The sequence below is a fragment of the Rhodococcus sp. ARP2 genome (genome assembly GCF_001029585.1).
GTDB lineage: Bacteria > Actinomycetota > Actinomycetes > Mycobacteriales > Mycobacteriaceae > Rhodococcus_F > Rhodococcus_F erythropolis.
In genome coordinates this window covers 1-16658 of sequence record NZ_LEKE01000090.1, presented here as the reverse complement: position 1 = coordinate 16658, position 16658 = coordinate 1, and the positions used below count along the sequence as shown (strand labels likewise).

The 16658-nt window shown below is 60.8% G+C and carries 9 protein-coding genes; 5 read left to right on the top strand and 4 right to left on the bottom strand.

All coding sequences use genetic code 11. The annotated features are described in order from the left end of the window. Window positions 1-13: 13 nt before the first annotated feature. On the bottom strand, window positions 14-901 hold the full coding sequence (locus ABX74_RS24970; protein ID WP_020907983.1) for a universal stress protein: 888 nt from the start codon (window positions 899-901) through the stop codon (window positions 14-16). A gap of 234 nt (window positions 902-1135) precedes the next feature. Here ABX74_RS24970 and ABX74_RS24965 point away from each other — a divergent pair, with 234 nt between their 5' ends. From ABX74_RS24965 to ABX74_RS24950, 4 genes are all read left to right on the top strand, one after another. Next, complete coding sequence (locus ABX74_RS24965) at window positions 1136-2107, top strand: Acg family FMN-binding oxidoreductase (protein ID WP_047889928.1); 972 nt, start codon at window positions 1136-1138, stop codon at window positions 2105-2107. Window positions 2108-2222: 115 nt separating this feature from the next. After that, the gene (locus ABX74_RS24960) at window positions 2223-2870 is read left to right on the top strand and encodes a response regulator transcription factor (RefSeq protein ID WP_020907981.1); all 648 of its coding nucleotides are present in this window, start codon (window positions 2223-2225) and stop codon (window positions 2868-2870) included. Beyond that, the gene (locus ABX74_RS24955; RefSeq protein WP_053062079.1) at window positions 2867-4558 is read left to right on the top strand and encodes a GAF domain-containing sensor histidine kinase; all 1692 of its coding nucleotides are present in this window, start codon (window positions 2867-2869) and stop codon (window positions 4556-4558) included. Before ABX74_RS24960 ends, ABX74_RS24955 begins: the two co-directional genes overlap by 4 nt. 747 nt (window positions 4559-5305) lie before the next feature. Continuing rightward, window positions 5306-6544, top strand: coding sequence for an HNH endonuclease signature motif containing protein (locus ABX74_RS24950; RefSeq protein WP_047889927.1), 1239 nt, complete (start codon window positions 5306-5308; stop codon window positions 6542-6544). A gap of 85 nt (window positions 6545-6629) precedes the next feature. On the opposite strand, the gene ABX74_RS24945 is transcribed toward ABX74_RS24950, so the two are convergent. From ABX74_RS24945 to ABX74_RS24935, 3 genes are read right to left on the bottom strand one after another with little or no spacing between them, the layout of a single operon-like run. Continuing rightward, window positions 6630-7601, bottom strand: a complete 972-nt coding sequence (locus ABX74_RS24945) for an antibiotic biosynthesis monooxygenase (protein WP_047889926.1) — start codon at window positions 7599-7601, stop codon at window positions 6630-6632. Next, entirely contained in the window at window positions 7598-10291 is a 2694-nt protein-coding gene (locus ABX74_RS24940) for a molybdopterin-dependent oxidoreductase (RefSeq protein WP_047889925.1), read from the bottom strand. The genes ABX74_RS24945 and ABX74_RS24940 overlap by 4 nt, the downstream gene beginning before the upstream one ends. After that, window positions 10288-11112, bottom strand: coding sequence for an FAD binding domain-containing protein (locus ABX74_RS24935; protein ID WP_019748692.1), 825 nt, complete (start codon window positions 11110-11112; stop codon window positions 10288-10290). The genes ABX74_RS24940 and ABX74_RS24935 overlap by 4 nt, the downstream gene beginning before the upstream one ends. 259 nt (window positions 11113-11371) lie before the next feature. Between ABX74_RS24935 and ABX74_RS24930 the strand changes: the two genes are divergently transcribed. Continuing rightward, on the top strand, window positions 11372-16658 hold a 5287-nt coding region (locus tag ABX74_RS24930), incomplete at its 3' end, for a non-ribosomal peptide synthetase (protein WP_047889951.1).

The window sequence follows — 16658 nt, the reverse complement described above, 5'->3', positions numbered from 1 at the left end:
GGTGTCATCTCGATCATCGATGGCTGTTGACGACCAACACCGGACAGTGCGCGTCGTGGAGGACCTCTCGACAGGTGCTCCCGAGAAGCATGCCGCTGAATCCGCCGCGGCCGCGGCGTCCCAGAACTACCAACTGTGCCCGCTCGGTGTGGTGGACGAGATTTTGACCCGGCTTGTCCTTGACTACGACAGTATTTACTGGAACATCGGGGTAACGATCACCGAATCCGGCCAGGCTCTCGGCGAGCAGTGCGCGTTCGGTGTCTTGGCGGGCTCGCCAATCGACCTCCCGAAACTTCGAGAAGACAACGTCGAGAACTACGTCCGACCAGGCATGGACGGCGACCAACTCGACGCCACGTAGTGACGCTTCCTCGAAGGCAGTTGCGATGGCTGGTTCGCTGTGGACGCTGCCGTCGACCCCGACTACTACAGGGCGAACGGAGACGTCCTCGTCGCCGCCGAGTCCTCGGACGACGGCGACCGGGCACAGTGAATGCACTGCCAGCGACGAACTCACCGAACCCAGGAGACCTCCGGTGTATTCACCGTGTCCGCGGCTTCCGACGACGATGACCCGGGCAGTCTTGGAGATTTCACGGAGCACCGGTATGGGTGGATCCGAAGCCAATTCGACGTCGATCTGGACTGTTCGTTCGCCGATCGCTTGTTTCGCCAGTTCGGTGGCCTCGGCAAGTCGTTTTTTGGCGGCTGCTTCTTGTTCGTCGAAATAGAAGGCCGGCATCCCGATGGGTACGCCATAGGTGGTGGGAGTGAACATCGTCGTCAGCAGGAGTAAGGGCGCAGCTCGGAGGGCGGATTCGTGAGCTCCCCACCACACTGCGTCCCGTGACTGCGAAGATCCGTCATACCCGACAACAACGGGTGGATTGATTTTCACAACTGATCTCCTTCTCGTCGGAACGGATGTCAACTGGCCGTGACCGAATCCTTCGTGACCGAGGCTGCCGATGGCAGAGGAGAAAGTCATTTTCGGTGTCACCAGTCGGATTGGGCCGACCTTCACAGGGCCGGCGTTGCGGTGACCATTGGCACTTATGCAGAGCGGACGACCCTGCGACGCTACTACTGAGAGCGGCACGTACGACTCCGGGCCGCTGAGATCGGAGGAGACATGAACCTCACCAAACCGGATTCGAGTGTCGTACAGCTCGCCGTCGATCTCGCGTGTCGGGCGCCGTCCTTGCACAACAGCCAACCGTGGCGGTGGACGTACACCGACGGGCGGTTACAGCTGTTCGGCGATCACCGTAGACTTCTCCGGGCAGCTGACCCGACCGGACGGCAACTGCATATCAGTTGCGGCGCCGCACTCGATCACCTCCGAGTGGGCCTGCTGGGGCTACGTTGGAGTGCCGACATTCACTACGAAGACCGCGGAGTCTCCCCGAATCTATTTGCCACGGTCGAGTTTCGACACGATGCGCGGCCGCGCTCGCACGACTTCGACATGCTCGCCGCGATACGTCGGCGGCGCACCGACCGCCGCGCTTTCGGGTTGTTCGACGCAATCGACGAGCTGACCGACTGTGTGGCGGAAGTAGGTCGCAAACTCGACATCGGCGTAACGGTACTGGACTCGGATCAACGAGCCGGTCTGCTTCGCGCAACCGAAGCGTCGGCCGCTGCTCGCCGATACGACTCCGAGTATCAAGCGGAGTTGCATTGGTGGGCTGGACATTCCATGTCCTCGGGCGGAATTCCGGAGACTTCGCTTGTTTCCGGTGGTGGCAGCGTCCCCATCGCCCGGACTTTTCCCGCTCGCCGTAATGCCGCGATGGGGGACCAAGGCGCAATCGACGAATCGACGGTATTGGCAATTGGCACAACCACTGACACCCGGCGCGACTGGCTGCGGTGTGGTCAGGTGCTCTCGTCGATACTGCTCGAAGCGACGGTTCGGGGCGCGGCGACTTGCCCACTGTCACACATGACCGAAGTGCCTGGCAGTCGTGCTCTGCTCAACCGGTTGGTGCCGGAAGTCGGCGTTCCTCAGATGCTGGTTCGTATCGGGCGCGCGCCTGGCGGCACTCCACCCGTCATGACCACTCGTAGGTCGATGTCCGAGGTCCTTACCGTGACGTGACGAACGTGTCGGGCAACAGCCTTTAGGTGCAGTGACGTCCGCGTTCGCTGATTCGTTCGTCGGGCTATGGGTAGTCGTTGAGTGCGTGCTGCGTGAGGTGAGGACGGATGATCACATGACCGACGTATTTCTGGTGGACGATCACGAGGTTGTGCGCCGTGGCCTCGTGGAGTTACTCGAGGGAGACCCGGGGCTGAGGGTAGTAGGGGAGGCGTCGAATTATGCCCACGCGATGGCACGAATACCTGCTCTGAAACCAGACGTGGCTGTTCTCGATGTTCGGCTTCCGGATGGAAACGGGATCGAACTGTGTCGCGAGTTGTTGTCGAAGTTGCCTGCATTGCGATGCCTCATCCTCACCTCGTTCGAAGACGATCAGGCGATGCTCGATGCGATACTGGCCGGTGCCAGTGGCTACGTGGTCAAGGACATCAAGGGACTGGACTTGGCCAGGGCGGTGCGAGATGTCGGCGCGGGGAAATCGTTGCTCGACAACAGAGCTGCTGCGGCGTTGATGGCGAAATTGCGTACCGATGCGGCTGACAAGAACGGCCCATTCGAGGAACTGAGCCAGCAGGAGCGCGTATTGCTGGGATTACTTGGTGAAGGCCTGACGAATCGACAGATTGCGGCGCGAATGTTTTTGGCGGAGAAGACCGTGAAGAATTACGTTTCCCGTTTGTTGAGCAAACTTGGCGTGGAGCGCAGAACTCAAGCGGCGATACTGGCAACGAAGATGCACGAGCACCTTCCGCAGCCATGACTCACTCCGAGCCGGGTTCTGAGGCTCATGCCGGAATGGTACCGAACGACTTCGGCGTGCCGTCCGGCGAACGCATTCATGTCGACGGACTTCTCGAAGCTCTACTGGCGGTCTCGGCAGGACTCGACTTGGATACGACTCTGCGTACGATCGTCAAATCGGCTATCGCGTTGGTCGATGCCAAGTTCGGTGCGCTCGGAGTGGTCGGCGACAGTGAGGAACTGAAGCAATTCGTCTACGAAGGAATCGACGAGACCGGGCGGGAACTGATCGGTGACCTTCCCCGCGGACGCGGTGTGCTCGGCGCCCTGATCTCTGATCCGAAGCCGCTGCGGTTGGATGATCTGTCGAAACATGAGGCCTCCGTGGGTTTCCCTGACCATCATCCGCCGATGAAAACCTTTCTCGGCGTACCGATACAGACTCGTGGCCAGGTGTTCGGCAATCTCTACCTCACCGAGAAGACGAACGGGCGAGCTTTCACCGCGCACGACGAGATGATCGTTCTCGCGCTCGCATCGGCCGCCAGCATCGCGATCGACAACTCCCAGCTGTACGCCCTGACGAAAATGAAACAAGAATGGCTGCTCGCGACCGGCGAGGTAACGACAGCATTGTTGGCCGGCGCCGATGCGCTCGGGGTTCTCCAACTGATCGCAGACAAGTCGTTGTCACTCACTTCATCTGACTGCGCATTTCTGGCGGTACCTCCGGATCCTGAGCTGACGGGAGTAGCGACCGCCGAGTTGGTGGTCACTGTCGCGAGCGGGCTTGATTCCGAAACCTTGGTCGGACACGGAATTCCGTTGGACTTCTCCACATCGGGCGCGGTCTACCGGAACAAATTTCCGATTGTGACGGAGTCATTGGAATTCGATCCGGGGTTCGGTGAGGGACATGAATACGGACCTGCGATCGTGCTGCCACTTCGAGACGGACAACAGGTTCGAGGAGTCCTGGCGGTATTGAAATTGCGTGGGGCGGAGCAATACGGAGCGGATCAGTTGGCGTCCATGTCGGCCTTTGCCGATCAAGGGGCTGTTGCGCTGCGGCTGGCAGACAATCAACGGCGAATGGCAGAACTCGACATACTTGCTGACCGTGATCGGATCGCGCGTGATCTTCACGATCACGTGATTCAGCGAATCTTTGCTGTCGGATTGTCTGTTCAAGGCACGCTCCAGCGGACGCGGGCTCCTGAAGTACATCAAAGGCTCAGTGGGACCATCGACGACTTGCAGGACATCATTCAGGACATTCGCCGTGCCATCTTCGACTTGCATGCGACCGAGGACGGCGCCCCTTCACTTCGGAGTCGCCTGAACCAAGTTGTCGCCGAGACGAGCGCTGACACCGATCTGCGGGTGACGGTCCAAGTAAGGGGCCCACTGTCTGTCGTCGATCCGTCTCTGGGGGAGCAAGCTGAGGCGGTGGTGCGAGAGGCGCTCAGCAATGTGGTCCGACACGCGCAGGCGTCCACCGTAGCGATCGTCATAGATGTGCACGATTCATTGACCGTCACGATCGCCGATGACGGAATCGGCTTGCCACCAGGTGCACATCGGCGCGGGCTGAAGAACCTGTGCGAGCGAGCATTCGCCTTGGGTGGGACCTTTGACGCACAGTCCCGTGAGGGCGGCGGTACAACTCTCGTCTGGTCGGTTCCCCTTCCGGACGGGAACGAGTGATGATCACCAAGATTTTGATCGAGTAAGCGAGCAATGCCAGACCGCGACGTTTGCTGCCGCTCGTCCGACAGTGGATGACTTCGGCGCGAGTCATTGAAACACGATGCGCTCGGCCGACTCGATACTGGCGTCGATGGATGTATCGGTAGCAGTCGGTATCGATTGCTGCCAGGTATCCTCTAGAGCTAAAGTTTTCTGAAACAAGGTTTTTCGCAAGTATGTCGGGGTCAACCTCACCCGTGAATGCGCGTATAAATATCCTGTGGATGCGTCGCGAAAGGTGCGTCTCTGAAGCAGAAAGCGTGAACTCTCCGCTCCAAGGTATGCGGTCGGCCCGCACGGAGACGTTGAAGGCCTCGCCATGAGGTACGAGAACTATTCCAGTGGTTGGGGGTGGGGTTGTCTACTGATGTTCATTGGTACAGCCCTGCTCTGGAGTCTGGTGATCTTGGTGATTTTCCTGCTCAAGTCGATAAGCCGAACGCTGATCCAATGAGCCGGGGAGTAGGTCATCTGAAGCAGTGACGTCTGATTCGTCCGAACGATGTGATTTCATGGCCGTCACGAGTACGGCTCTCCTCCGAATAGCCCTATATATCTAGGTTGTTCGCTGGTAGACGAACGCAAGATGGACGGGTTTCGGTCACCTCGGCACCGAGCAACTGTCTGCACATCTAGAGTATGAGATTCTGAAAGTCGTCCGTTTTGTCTCTGGTTGTCGAAAGTGTGTTCGATTAAAATTTGAGCATGGTCAGTCGGGAAGCACGGCAGCTGGATGGTGAGGATCTCAAGGGTGAGGTTCTGGATCTGGTGCGTGTCCGGCACGAGTTGCAGTCGCGGTTGGTGTTGTTGATCGTGGAAATGTTTTCCCGTGAGGTTCTCGGCGGGAAGGGTTTTCGGGCGATCGCGCAGTGGTTGCACGGTTCGACGAATCTCGAGATCGGTGAGTGCAGTCTGCTGGTCGGGTTGGCGCGGTTGCTGATGCTCGAACCCGTTGTCGGCGATGCGTTTCATCGGGGTGACGTGGATGCGTTGAAAGCCCGGCAGGTGGCGTCGTTTTGTCAGCATCCACCGAAGAACATGACCCTGGCGGATGTGGACAAGGCCCGCGGGATTCTGCTCGGGTTGGCGTCGAAGAACATCGCGGATTGTGATGCGGTGCGGGCAGCGATTCGGCGGATCGAGAAGCAGTACGGAAAACGCGAGGACGGTGTTCCGGTCGGTGAGGATTCCGAACGTAATGAGTTCTACGCCTCGAAAAGCTTGTACGGGCGGGTGACCGTGAAGGGCGACCTAGATGCTGTTAACGGGGCCCGTCTGATCACCTTGTTGTCGAGCCTGTCCGCTCCGACACCGGAGAAGGACGGTGTCAAGGACACGCGTACTCCGGCATTACGGCGTGCGGACGGGTTTTGTGAATTGTTGCGCCGTTATGAGCGGGCGGGGTTGGGTCCGATCGAAGGCGGCGTGAAACCACACATCACGGTCACCGCGTCCGCGAAAGACATGACGGACCTTAAAGTTCTGAAAGACCTGTTGCCGTCCACCGAGGAGCTGGGATTTGCGTGGACGGATTGGGTGGGCCCGATCAGTATCGACACCGCCCGGATGCTCGCCTGCGACTGCACCGTGACGCGGATTTTGTTGGATGAGAATGGTGTTCCGCTCGACTGCGGTAAGGAAGCGAGAACGGCGACGGTGCCGCAGCGGCGGGCGTTGGCGGTTCGGGATGGCGGGTGTGCGTTTCCGGGGTGCGGGACTCCGTCGGGGTGGTGCGATGCTCACCATATTGTTCATTGGAATGATGGTGGCCCAACAGATCTCGACAATCTGATCTTGTTGTGCGGTCACCATCATCGGACACTGCACCACACCGAATGGCGGGTCGAGATCGGCCCGGATCGGAAGTCGGTGTTCTATCCACCGATGTCCGTTGATCCGTATCAGCATCCGATCGGCGGGAACAGCCCACCGACGGCCGCCTGAACGGCCATAACTGGAAATGCCAGCGTATGCACCGGGGAAGAATCATGCCCCGGTGCATACGCTGGCATTTCGCGTTCTGGAGAGCTCAGGGCAGCGACCAGAACTGAGTAGTCACCAGGTAGAAGACGACCACCCAGAACAAGGTCACCGCAGCGACGATCGCCACCCCTTGCGCGTTGATTTTTGCGACAGGAATCCCTGGAGGTGGACGCAGCCAACGGTGCAGGAGCCGATTCACGTAGTACGGCATCGTGAAGAAGCTCATGATGAAGCTCGACAACAGGTTGCCGATCAACAATCCGAGCCAGAGTGGCAGCTTCAGCGGTGACAGCGCCAAAGTTAGCAAGACGACAGTCGGGTAGAGACCGACCCAGACCGCGATCGAGGTTTTTGTCTCCGAAGGTGGAGGGGCCTCGTTTCCGTTCTCGTCGAAGGCAAACCAACTGCCGAACGAATTGTCCACGGTTCGCAGTTCGAAGTCGTGGAACTTGCGACCCTCGGCGAGAAGCTGTTGTCGCTCAGGGGAAGTCAGCCACGTGTCGAGATGGGCAGCATTGTCGAAGCGATACAGCAGGGTCCACTCATCCTGCACACCGTCGACTGGGCGAAACAGTTCGGTGCCGCGGAATCCGTCGAAAGCACTCTCCACCTCACGAAGGCGATCCTGCCAGGCAAGGAACTCGTCGATACTGTCGTCACCTACTCGGTGCGTCACTACGACAGTCAGCAGTGGGTCCGGAGGCCTGATCCCGCCGCTCACTACCTGCTGCGTGGCCGGGCCGTCGAAGAACTGACGACCGCTGTCGAGGTAGTCCTGCCTCGTCGCGCTGTTGATCCACGCCTGAACATGAGCGATGGAGTCGAATCGGTACACGATCACCCAATCAGGTTGGGTGGGCGTCGGAGCCGCGATTTCTGCCCCGAGGAAGCCTGCATAATCTGCGGCTGCCCGGTTGAGGTCTTTCTGCCAGACCTCGAATTCTTTCTCCAGTCCGGCACGCACTCGCTGGCCGATGATGACCGTCGCCGCGCTGTCCGCCGACGTGTTCGCGGTCATCGGTTCAGGCCTGAGTAGATGCGTTCCGGGGTGAGCGGTAGTGACCGGAATCGTGACCCGGTGGCATCCTGCAGTGCGTTCGCCAAAGCAGGGGCAACCGGATTGATGCAGCACTCCGCCATGCCCTTGGAGCGGAGTGGGCCGACGGAGTCTGATGACTCGACGAGGATCACCTCGGTGCGTGGGACATCTGCATAGGTCGGGATCCGGTAGTTACGTAGATTCGGGTTCATCATCGCGCCGTTCGCGTCTACGTGGAAGTTCTCGGTGAGTGCGAAGCCGATGCCCTGGGCGACGCCACCTTCGATCTGTCCCCGCACCTGCGCCGGATTGATGATCACCCCAGCGTCGGTGGCTTGGACACTGTAGAGGATGCGGATCTCGCCGGTGATGCGATGGACGGCGATCCGGAAGCCATGAGTGTTGGACACCACGCTGCGCGGCGACCCGTACGCTTTCCGTGCTTCGGTGAATCGGATCCCGCGCGGGCGTGCAGCCTCGAGTAACTCTTGCAGTGTTAATCGAGTACTACCGCAGATGATCTTGTCGTCGTCCATCGAGCACAGGTCAATCGAGACGCCGGTGTGATGTGCGGCGAAGGCCAGTAGTCGATCGCGGAGCGCATTCGACGCGCGAAGTACCGCGTTCCCAGCGACAAACAGGCCGGCGCTGGCGAAAGCGCCTGTGTCGAAACCGGTTCGGTCGGTGTCCGACTGAATGATTCGTACACGTGACGGTGTTGTGCCCAGCTGATTCGCGGCGATCTGCACGTGGGCCGTAGAAGTTCCCTCACCGAATTCGACTGTGCCGATGGCAAGTTCGTATACACAGTCTTCGCCGAGGGTGAGCCAAGCCTCGGAAATGTGCTCGGTGGGTGGCGCGGTCTCATGTAGTGAACTGGCGGTACCGGTGCCGATCAGCCAATCGTCTCCGAGCGAGGGAACCGGTTGGCGCTTCAATGCCGCGTCGATCAGATCGATGCATTGCCCCAGTCCGTCTTCGGTGAAGATCACGTCGTCTGGGCCGTCTTCGAGTGCGACGAGCGAATCGCCCGGTCGGACGATATTGCGTCGACGCAGTTCGAGCGGATCCATGTTCAGCGCGATGGCCAATTCGGTCATGGCCGATTCCACGGCAAAGGCCGGTTGAGTCATCCCGTACCCACGCAAAGCGCCGCTCGGGACGTTATTGGTGTACACGGAATACGCATCGAACTTCTTGTTCGCACAGCGATAGAGCGAGACTGCCGCGCCGCCGGCAAAGAGTGTCTCTCCGCCGTGGTTTCCGTATGCACCGGTGTTCGAGACGTTGCGATAGTGGAACGCGGTGAGTGTCCCGTCCGACTTTGCTCCGAGCTTGATTGTGAGTTTCATCGGATGACGCGGTGACGCGGTGGTGAACTCTTCTTCTCGGGTGAATTCGAGGCAGACGGGACGACCGGTGTCCAGGGTGGCGAGCGCCACCAGATCTTCGCTGATCACTTCCTGTTTTCCTCCGAACCCGCCGCCCACGCGTTTGCAGAACACGCGCAGCTGATCCGGGCGGAGGTCGAAGAGATGGGCGAGTTTGACCTTGGCGATGGAGGGGGACTGCGAACTCGTGCGAACGTGAAGGCGTCCGTCTTCCATCCATGAAATCGAACCGTGCGTCTCGAGATGTGCGTGCTGCACTCGCGGCGAGAAGTAGGTGCCTTCGTGGATGACGTCGGCCTCGGCGAACCCGGCCTCGACGTCGCCCACGTGACCGTGAAGTTCGAGCAGGATGTTGTGCTCGGGATCTCGAACAAAGGGATCGTCGGATCCGTGCAGGGCTGGAGCGCCGTCGGCCATGGCCTCTTCCGGATCGAACACGGAAGGCAGGATCTCGTAATCGACCTTCACCTTCCGACGGCCTTCTTCCGCAGCGACGACGGAGTCGGCGAGGACGGCCACCACCCGCTGACCCACGAACCGCACGACGTTGTCGAGGATGTACGTGTCGTCCGGATCAACAAGGTGGTCGGTATGAATTGCCGTTGTAAAGAGCTTGCGCGGCACGTCTTTCCAGGTGTACACGCGATGGACACCGGGGACGGCGAGCGCCTCGGTGGTGTCGATGGAGGTGATGCGTGCATGCGAGTGGGGCGAGTGCAGCACTTTCAGGTGCAGCATGCCGTCGATCGCGGTGTCCATAGTGTATTCGGCTCGGCCGGTCACGACGTCGGTGGCCGCCGGCGCCCCGACGCTGGTCCCGACCGCCTGTCCGGGGAGGGCAACTTCGACAGCGCCGACACCGTTGACCGCGTCTTCGATGGATCGGTAACCGGTGCAGCGGCACAGGTTTCCCTTGAGCGCTCGCGGTAAGTCTTCTTTCTGCGCGTCGGTGAGCGCCGCGGAGGTCATGATCATTCCGGCGGTGCAGAACCCACACTGAAAGCCGGGTGCATCCCGGAACTGTTGCTGAATCGGATGGAGATCTTCGGGCGTACCGAGTCCCTCGATCGTGGTCACCGCGCGACCGTCGGCGCGAAAGGCGGGCGTGATGCAGCTGTGTATCGGCGCTCCGTCGAGCCACACTGTGCACGCCCCGCAGTCCCCGCCGTCGCAACCCTTCTTCACCCCGTGGTGTCCGAGGTGTCGAAGAAACGTCCGGAGACACTGCCCCGGGAACGGTTCCTCGTCGAACTTCCGGTCGTTCACCGTGTAGCTCATGACTGGCTCCCCGTGAGTTCGATTCGGAGCTCGTCGGCGTAGTGACGGGCGAGGTGCAGGCGGTGGTCGGGGGTTCCGTTGGGATCGTCGAACCAACTGTCGGCCGAAATGGAGTCGACAGCTCGTCGCAGAGAGTGCTCGTCCGGCATCGTGTCGAACGTCAGCCGGATCGGATGCGTAGTGCCGGCGGTGATGGTGAGGTGAAAGTCGTCGGCTCCCGGAGTCTGCGTCGCGATCATGAAGATCGTCGAACGGCCGAGGTGCGTGAGACTGAAGCGGCGGTGGGCGTGGCGTTTGGTGAGCGCGTGCACCGGGAACTCGATGCTCCGAAGAACTTCGCCCGGCTCCAGGACATTCTGGTGGTCACCGGTCACGAAGTCGCACGCGTCGACGGTTCTCACTGTTCCGGCGGTGGCCCACAGCGTGAAAGTAGCCTCGAGTGCAACTGCCAGGGTGATCATCGGTCCGGCGGGAAGCGACATACAGATGTTGCCGCCTACGGTGGCCGAATTCCACACCTTGAAAGACGAGAGGAAGTACTCGCAGCTGACGCGAATAAGCGGACTCGCACGCCAATTGTCCGGCGGGACAAACGCATACAGTTCGGCAACGGTGCACGTAGCTCCGACACTGAAATGAGTCGCGCCGACCTCCAGTGGTGTCCAACCGAGCGCGGTGAGGTCGACCAGTCGACGTGTGTCGGGTTGTTCCGCTGAGAACAGCCACGTTCCTCCCGCGAGCCAGGCGTCGCCGGGACGCCACACGTCCCCTGGGCGATCCGGTGGTCGGCGTATCACGTCGGTAATGGTGGTGATGTCCATGCGCCTGCTCCCCTCGGGGGATGTGTCGTCTCGGAGTGGGACATTACCGAGGTGACGGGACACATTCACACTTTTAGTGCATATCGGGCACGTGAAACATGAGCGATACGTACGTGACATCGCCTGGTGGTCCGTGCATGTGCTTGCCGATTCTGGGTACGACTGCTTGAGAGGCGCGATCAGCCTCTTGCTTTCGCGCTGTTGATTCGGACGCGGCTACGCACTCGGCGGCCGCGGAGATCATGCGGGGCGGGGCGCTGTGAAACCTCTCGAGGTAAGACGGACCGACCCTTTCGATGAGACCCTCTTTCCGCTCTCGGCCGCCCAACGGGCAACCTGGTTCGCTCAGCAATTCGATCCCGAAGTCCCGATTCTGATAGCGCACTACGTGGAGTTGCGCGGCGAACTCGACGTCGAATTACTGGATCGCGAAACGCGGGCAGGTGCTTACGAGTTTCAATCTCCCATGCTCAAAGTGATCGAGGTCGATGGTCAGCCGATGCAGTACGTGGACGAGAAGGCCGAAATCTCGGTCGGTTTGGTCGACTTCCGCTGGACCGAGGATCCCTTCGAGGCTGCGCTCGAGTGGATGCGTCGAGATTGCCGGACGCAGCTCGACCTGGCAGTCGACGGAATCGTTGCGACCGCTGTGCTGCGCGTGGGTGACGCGCACTATCTGTGGTACAGCCGTATCCATCATGTCGCGCTCGACGGTTTCGGTGCCATGACCATGATGAACCGCATTGCGCATCGGTACTCGGCCTCGGCGGCGAGAAATGATCTGCAGCCGAGTCGTGCCGCGACACTGCGCACGCTGTACGACATCGACGAGCGGTACAGACAGTCGGATCGATTCGCTGCCGACCGTGAGTACTGGGCAGGGCGCAATACAGTCGGTGCCGGATCCAGCTTGGCGGAGGCTTCTGGGCCCGCACACATCGAGAGCCGACTCGAAAGCACACTGATGTCGGACCGGAGCTGTGCCCTTCTCCACGAATCCGAGAACCACGCTGCAACGGTCATCGCTGCGCTCGCGTTGTACCTCTCGCGAATGACGGCGAAAGAGACTGTCCAGATTCATGTTCCGATGTCCGGACGGACTACGGCGGTGTTGCGGGACTCGGGCGGCATGATGGTGAACGTCGCGCCGCTGCTCATCAGTGTCGCAGCCGTCGACACCGTCGGTGAACTCTTCGCCCAGGTCCAGCATGAGCTCATGGGTGCATTGCGGCACCAGCGCTGCAGCCTCGACGACATCCGTCGGGACGCAGGTATGACGAGCGGTCTGGAAGGCGAAGACTCATATGCCGGGCCCATGGTCAACGTCATGCTGTTTCGCCAGGAGGTGCAGTTGGGCGAGGTGGTTGGGGAGTATCACATCGTCACCTCCGGGCCGGTGGAAGACCTTCTGGTCAACGTGTATCCGAGTGGCGACAGGCTGCGTGTCGACTTCCGGGCAAACCCGATCCGATACGAGGAGGCGGGTTTACGCGAGCACCACCGGAATTTTGTCGGCTTGCTGGAAGAGTTGATCGCGTCTGATTCCGGTGCCGAACTCGCAGACATTCACGGCCCGACGGCCCGGGAGGGCGAGCGACGACAACGCGAAGTGCGGCACCTCGAGTATTGGAGACATGAGCTCACCGGGGCGCCCGAACTGTTGCAACTTCCCTTCGATCGACCCAGGCCTGCAACGCAATCGCTGGACAGTGCACAGGTTGAGGTCGTGATCGCCGCAGACACCCACGCGCGGATTACAGAAATGGCAAGTGATCTCGGGACGGACACACGCGCGGTCCTACATACGGGCTTCGCGCTAGTGGTGAGCCGATTGTCCGGGGCTTCGGACGTGGTAATCGGTACGCCGACGGGATCCGACGCGAACATCGTTGCCATCCGGAGTCGCATCGATCTGGAGACGCCGTTCACGGCGCTCTTGGGCAGTGTCGTCGAGGTTCGAAGTAATGCGCTGCCGCACAGTGGGATACGGCTCGAGCAGGTGGCGGAGTCGCTCGAGGTGGAGGATGTACCTGCGTATGCGCCGGTTGTACAGGTGACGTTCGAGTCCGTCGCCAGCGCTGACGAGCACCCTCCCGACCTCGGCCGCTTCGATCTCGGAGTGTCTGCAGTCGAACTGTTCGACGAGGTGGGTACGCCGTCCGGAATCACGGTGACGCTCGCGTTTGCCACCGACCTGTTCGACGCCGAGACGGTACGTGGTCTCGGTTTGCGGTTCGCGCGCGTCCTGGAATCCGTCACCACAGATCCGGCAACGATGGTCGGCGACATCGACATCTTGTCCGACGACGAGCGATCCGCGATGCAGCCTGTCCGCAGTGACCCTCGCGCTTCGCACCGCACCCTGGCCGAACTGTTCGACGGTGCGGCGCGCACACACCCCGACGGCGTGGCCCTGTCGTATCTCGATGGCGAGTTGACGTATCGAGAACTCGACGAGCGTTCGTCGAAGTTGGCCCGAGTCTTGATCGACCGCGGCATCGGTCCGGAAAACAGTGTGGCGCTGGGTTTGACGCGTTCGATCGAATCGGTTGTCGCGATGTTGGCGGTGACCAAAGCCGGCGCGGCATTCGTGCCGGTGGATCCGACCTATCCGGGTGAACGTGTTCGCTTCATGCTGAACGATTCCGGCGCCGTACTGGGGCTCACGGTCGTTTCCGAACTTCATCGTTTGCCGGATTCGATTTCCTGGATAGCAATCGACGACGCTGAGTTCCGTGGCCGACTTGCACAGCTGTCTGTGCGCTCCATCTCCGATGTCGATCGGGTGCACCCGATCCGGCCCGACAATCCCGCATACGTGATCTACACTTCGGGTTCCACCGGACTCCCCAAGGGGGTGACGGTCTCGCATCGCGGACTGGAAGCGCTTGCTGCCGAACAGCGTTCGCGGTTCGGTGCGACCCAGGATGCGCGAACATTGCACTTCTCGACCCCGAGTTTCGACGCCTCGATTTTCGAATACCTGCTGGCTTTCGGGGCCGGAGCGACCATGGTGATTGCACCGAGCACGATCTACGGCGGTGACGAGCTGTCTCGCTTCCTCGAATCCCAGCGTGTCACGCATGGTTTTGTCACTACTGCGGCGCTCGGAACAGTTTCGCCCGAGGGCCTTTCGGACTTCGGCGACGTGGTGGTCGGTGGTGAGGCCTGTCCGCCGGATCTTGTGCAGCGGTGGGCTCCCGGCCGACGGCTGTGCAATGCCTACGGGCCGACCGAGACCACCGTCATGTCGAACATCGGCGAGCCGATGGTGTCGTCGGAGAACATCACAGTGGGCGGTCCGCTCCGCGGTTTCGAGGAGATCGTGCTCGATCAGCGATTGCACCCCGTCCCCGACGGTGTCGTGGGCGAGCTGTACATCTCGGGAGACGCGCTCGCACGTGGATATCACCGGAAGTATGCGTTGACCGCAGGACGATTCGTGGCCGACCCGTTCGGTCTCCCGGGCCGGCGGATGTATCGAACGGGGGACTTGGTGCGGCGGCGCCGTGGCCGTGCACTCGAGTACGTCGGTCGCAGCGATTTCCAGGTGAAAGTTCGCGGATTCCGTATCGAGCTCGGGGAAATCGACAGCGTCGTGCAGTCGTGTCCGCAGGTCGAGAATGCAGTTACCGTGGCGCGTGCGGCTCCCTCCGGTACAACGATGATTACCACGTACGTCGTGCCTGCCGGCGGAAGTGCGCTCTCGACGGCCGATCTGACGCAGTACGCCGCGAGCCGTGTGCCGTCGTACATGGTTCCTGCGGCCTTTGTTCTTCTCGACGAGTTGCCGGTAACTCCATCGGGAAAGGTCGATCGCGCTGCCTTACCGGCACCTCGGTTCGATGCTCGGTCGGACAACTTTCGCCCGCCCGAGGGCGCCGAAGAACTACTGCTGGCCGAGATTTTTGTCGACGTTCTAGGTGCTGAGGCGGTGGGTGCGGGTGACGACTTCTTCGAGCTGGGTGGGAACTCACTGATCGCCACAAAGCTGATCGCACGAGTCAATGCCGCTGAAGCAATCGATTTCGGGGTGCGGACTTTGTTCGAAGCACCGACGATCGAATCACTGGCTCTCCACGTGCGTGACGCGAAGTCCTCCGGCGTTGATCCCTCGCGTTCGAAGCGTCCAATCCTGCAGGCACATTCGTACAGGGACAAGATTCCGGTGTCTCTGGCGCAACAACGCCTGTGGTTTGTCAATCAGTTCGACACGTCGTCCCCGGCCTACAACATCCCGATGGTGGTCCGACTGTCAGGGGCGTTGGATGTGGCTGCGCTGAAACTCGCGATGGGAGATGTTGTCGATCGACATGAATCGCTTCGCACCGTCTACCCGGCGTCGGTCGACGGTCCACATCAGGTCGTGGTTCCTTCGGAACGTGTGACGTCGGAGATGGCGTGGGAAGTATCCGTTGACGAGGAAGCCTTGGACAGGCGCGTCGCCGATCTCGCTCGCGAGGGGTTCGACGTGAGCGCGAACGTGCCCGTGCGCGGCTCCCTTTTTCGAATCACTCGGGACGTTCACGTCCTCGCGTTGGTGGTTCACCATATTTCGGCGGATGGAGCATCACTCGAGCCGCTGGCCCGCGACCTGACCCGCGCCTACGCGGCGCGGGCTGCCGGTCGGGCACCGGACTGGCCGCCTTTGCCTGTGCAGTACGCCGACTACAGCCAATGGCAGATCGAACTGCTCGGCAGTGACGCCGATCCGGACACGCTCCAGGCGAAGCAGTTGGACTACTGGACGTCCACCCTGTCCGGTCTACCTGACGTGATCGACCTTCCGCTGGATCGACCGAGGCCGGCGGAACGATCCATGCGCGGTGAATCGGTCCGATTCTCGGTGCCCGCAGACGTGCACAGTGACCTCCTCGAACTCGCTCGGAATCACAACGCGACACCGTTCATGGTGATGCACGCAGTGCTGGCCGTTCTGTTGGCACGGCTGAGCGCCTCGCCGGACATAGCGATCGGCACTCCGGTAGGAGGGCGCGCCGAGCAAGTCCTCGACGATCTGGTCGGGATGTTCGTCAACACGGTCGTCCTGCGAACCGCCGTTGATACCGCCGCGACTTTCGAGGAAATCCTTTCACGAACTCGCGAAGTTGATCTGGCAGCGTTCGGGCAAACCGAGGTGCCGTTCGAGCGAGTCGTCGATGCAGTTGCTCCGGAGCGTTCACCATCTCATTCACCGCTCTTCCAGGTTCTGTTGGAATTTCAGAACACCGCAGATCCTCACCTCGAACTACCAGGACTCGGTGTCGATGTTGTTTCAGTCGACATCGGTGTCGCCAAATTTGACTTGCAATTGTCGCTCTCCGAAAAGCGTGGCAAGGACGGAATCCCGGTGGGTTTCGACGCCGCCTTCACCTACGCCTCCGATATCTTCGAGCGCACCACAGTCACCGAATTCGGGGAGCGCTTCGTCCGCCTACTGCGGTCCGTCGTATCGGATCCAACTGCCCCAGTGGGTGATACGGAGATTCTGGGTGCGCCCGAGCGTGGGTTGGTGGTGGGTGGTTGGGATGGTGTGGGGGTTGCGG

Excerpts from the sequence above, each read along its gene's own strand:
- ABX74_RS24960 (WP_020907981.1), top strand. The coding sequence starts at position 2,223 with ATGACCGACGTATTTCTGGTGGACGATCACGAGGTTGTGCGCCGTGGC.
- ABX74_RS24965 (WP_047889928.1), top strand. The coding sequence starts at position 1,136 with ATGAACCTCACCAAACCGGATTCGAGTGTCGTACAGCTCGCCGTCGAT.
- ABX74_RS24940 (WP_047889925.1), bottom strand. The coding sequence starts at position 10,291 with ATGAGCTACACGGTGAACGACCGGAAGTTCGACGAGGAACCGTTCCCG.
- ABX74_RS24935 (WP_019748692.1), bottom strand. The coding sequence starts at position 11,112 with ATGGACATCACCACCATTACCGACGTGATACGCCGACCACCGGATCGC.
- ABX74_RS24950 (WP_047889927.1), top strand. The coding sequence starts at position 5,306 with ATGGTCAGTCGGGAAGCACGGCAGCTGGATGGTGAGGATCTCAAGGGT.
- ABX74_RS24945 (WP_047889926.1), bottom strand. The coding sequence starts at position 7,601 with ATGACCGCGAACACGTCGGCGGACAGCGCGGCGACGGTCATCATCGGC.
- ABX74_RS24955 (WP_053062079.1), top strand. The coding sequence starts at position 2,867 with ATGACTCACTCCGAGCCGGGTTCTGAGGCTCATGCCGGAATGGTACCG.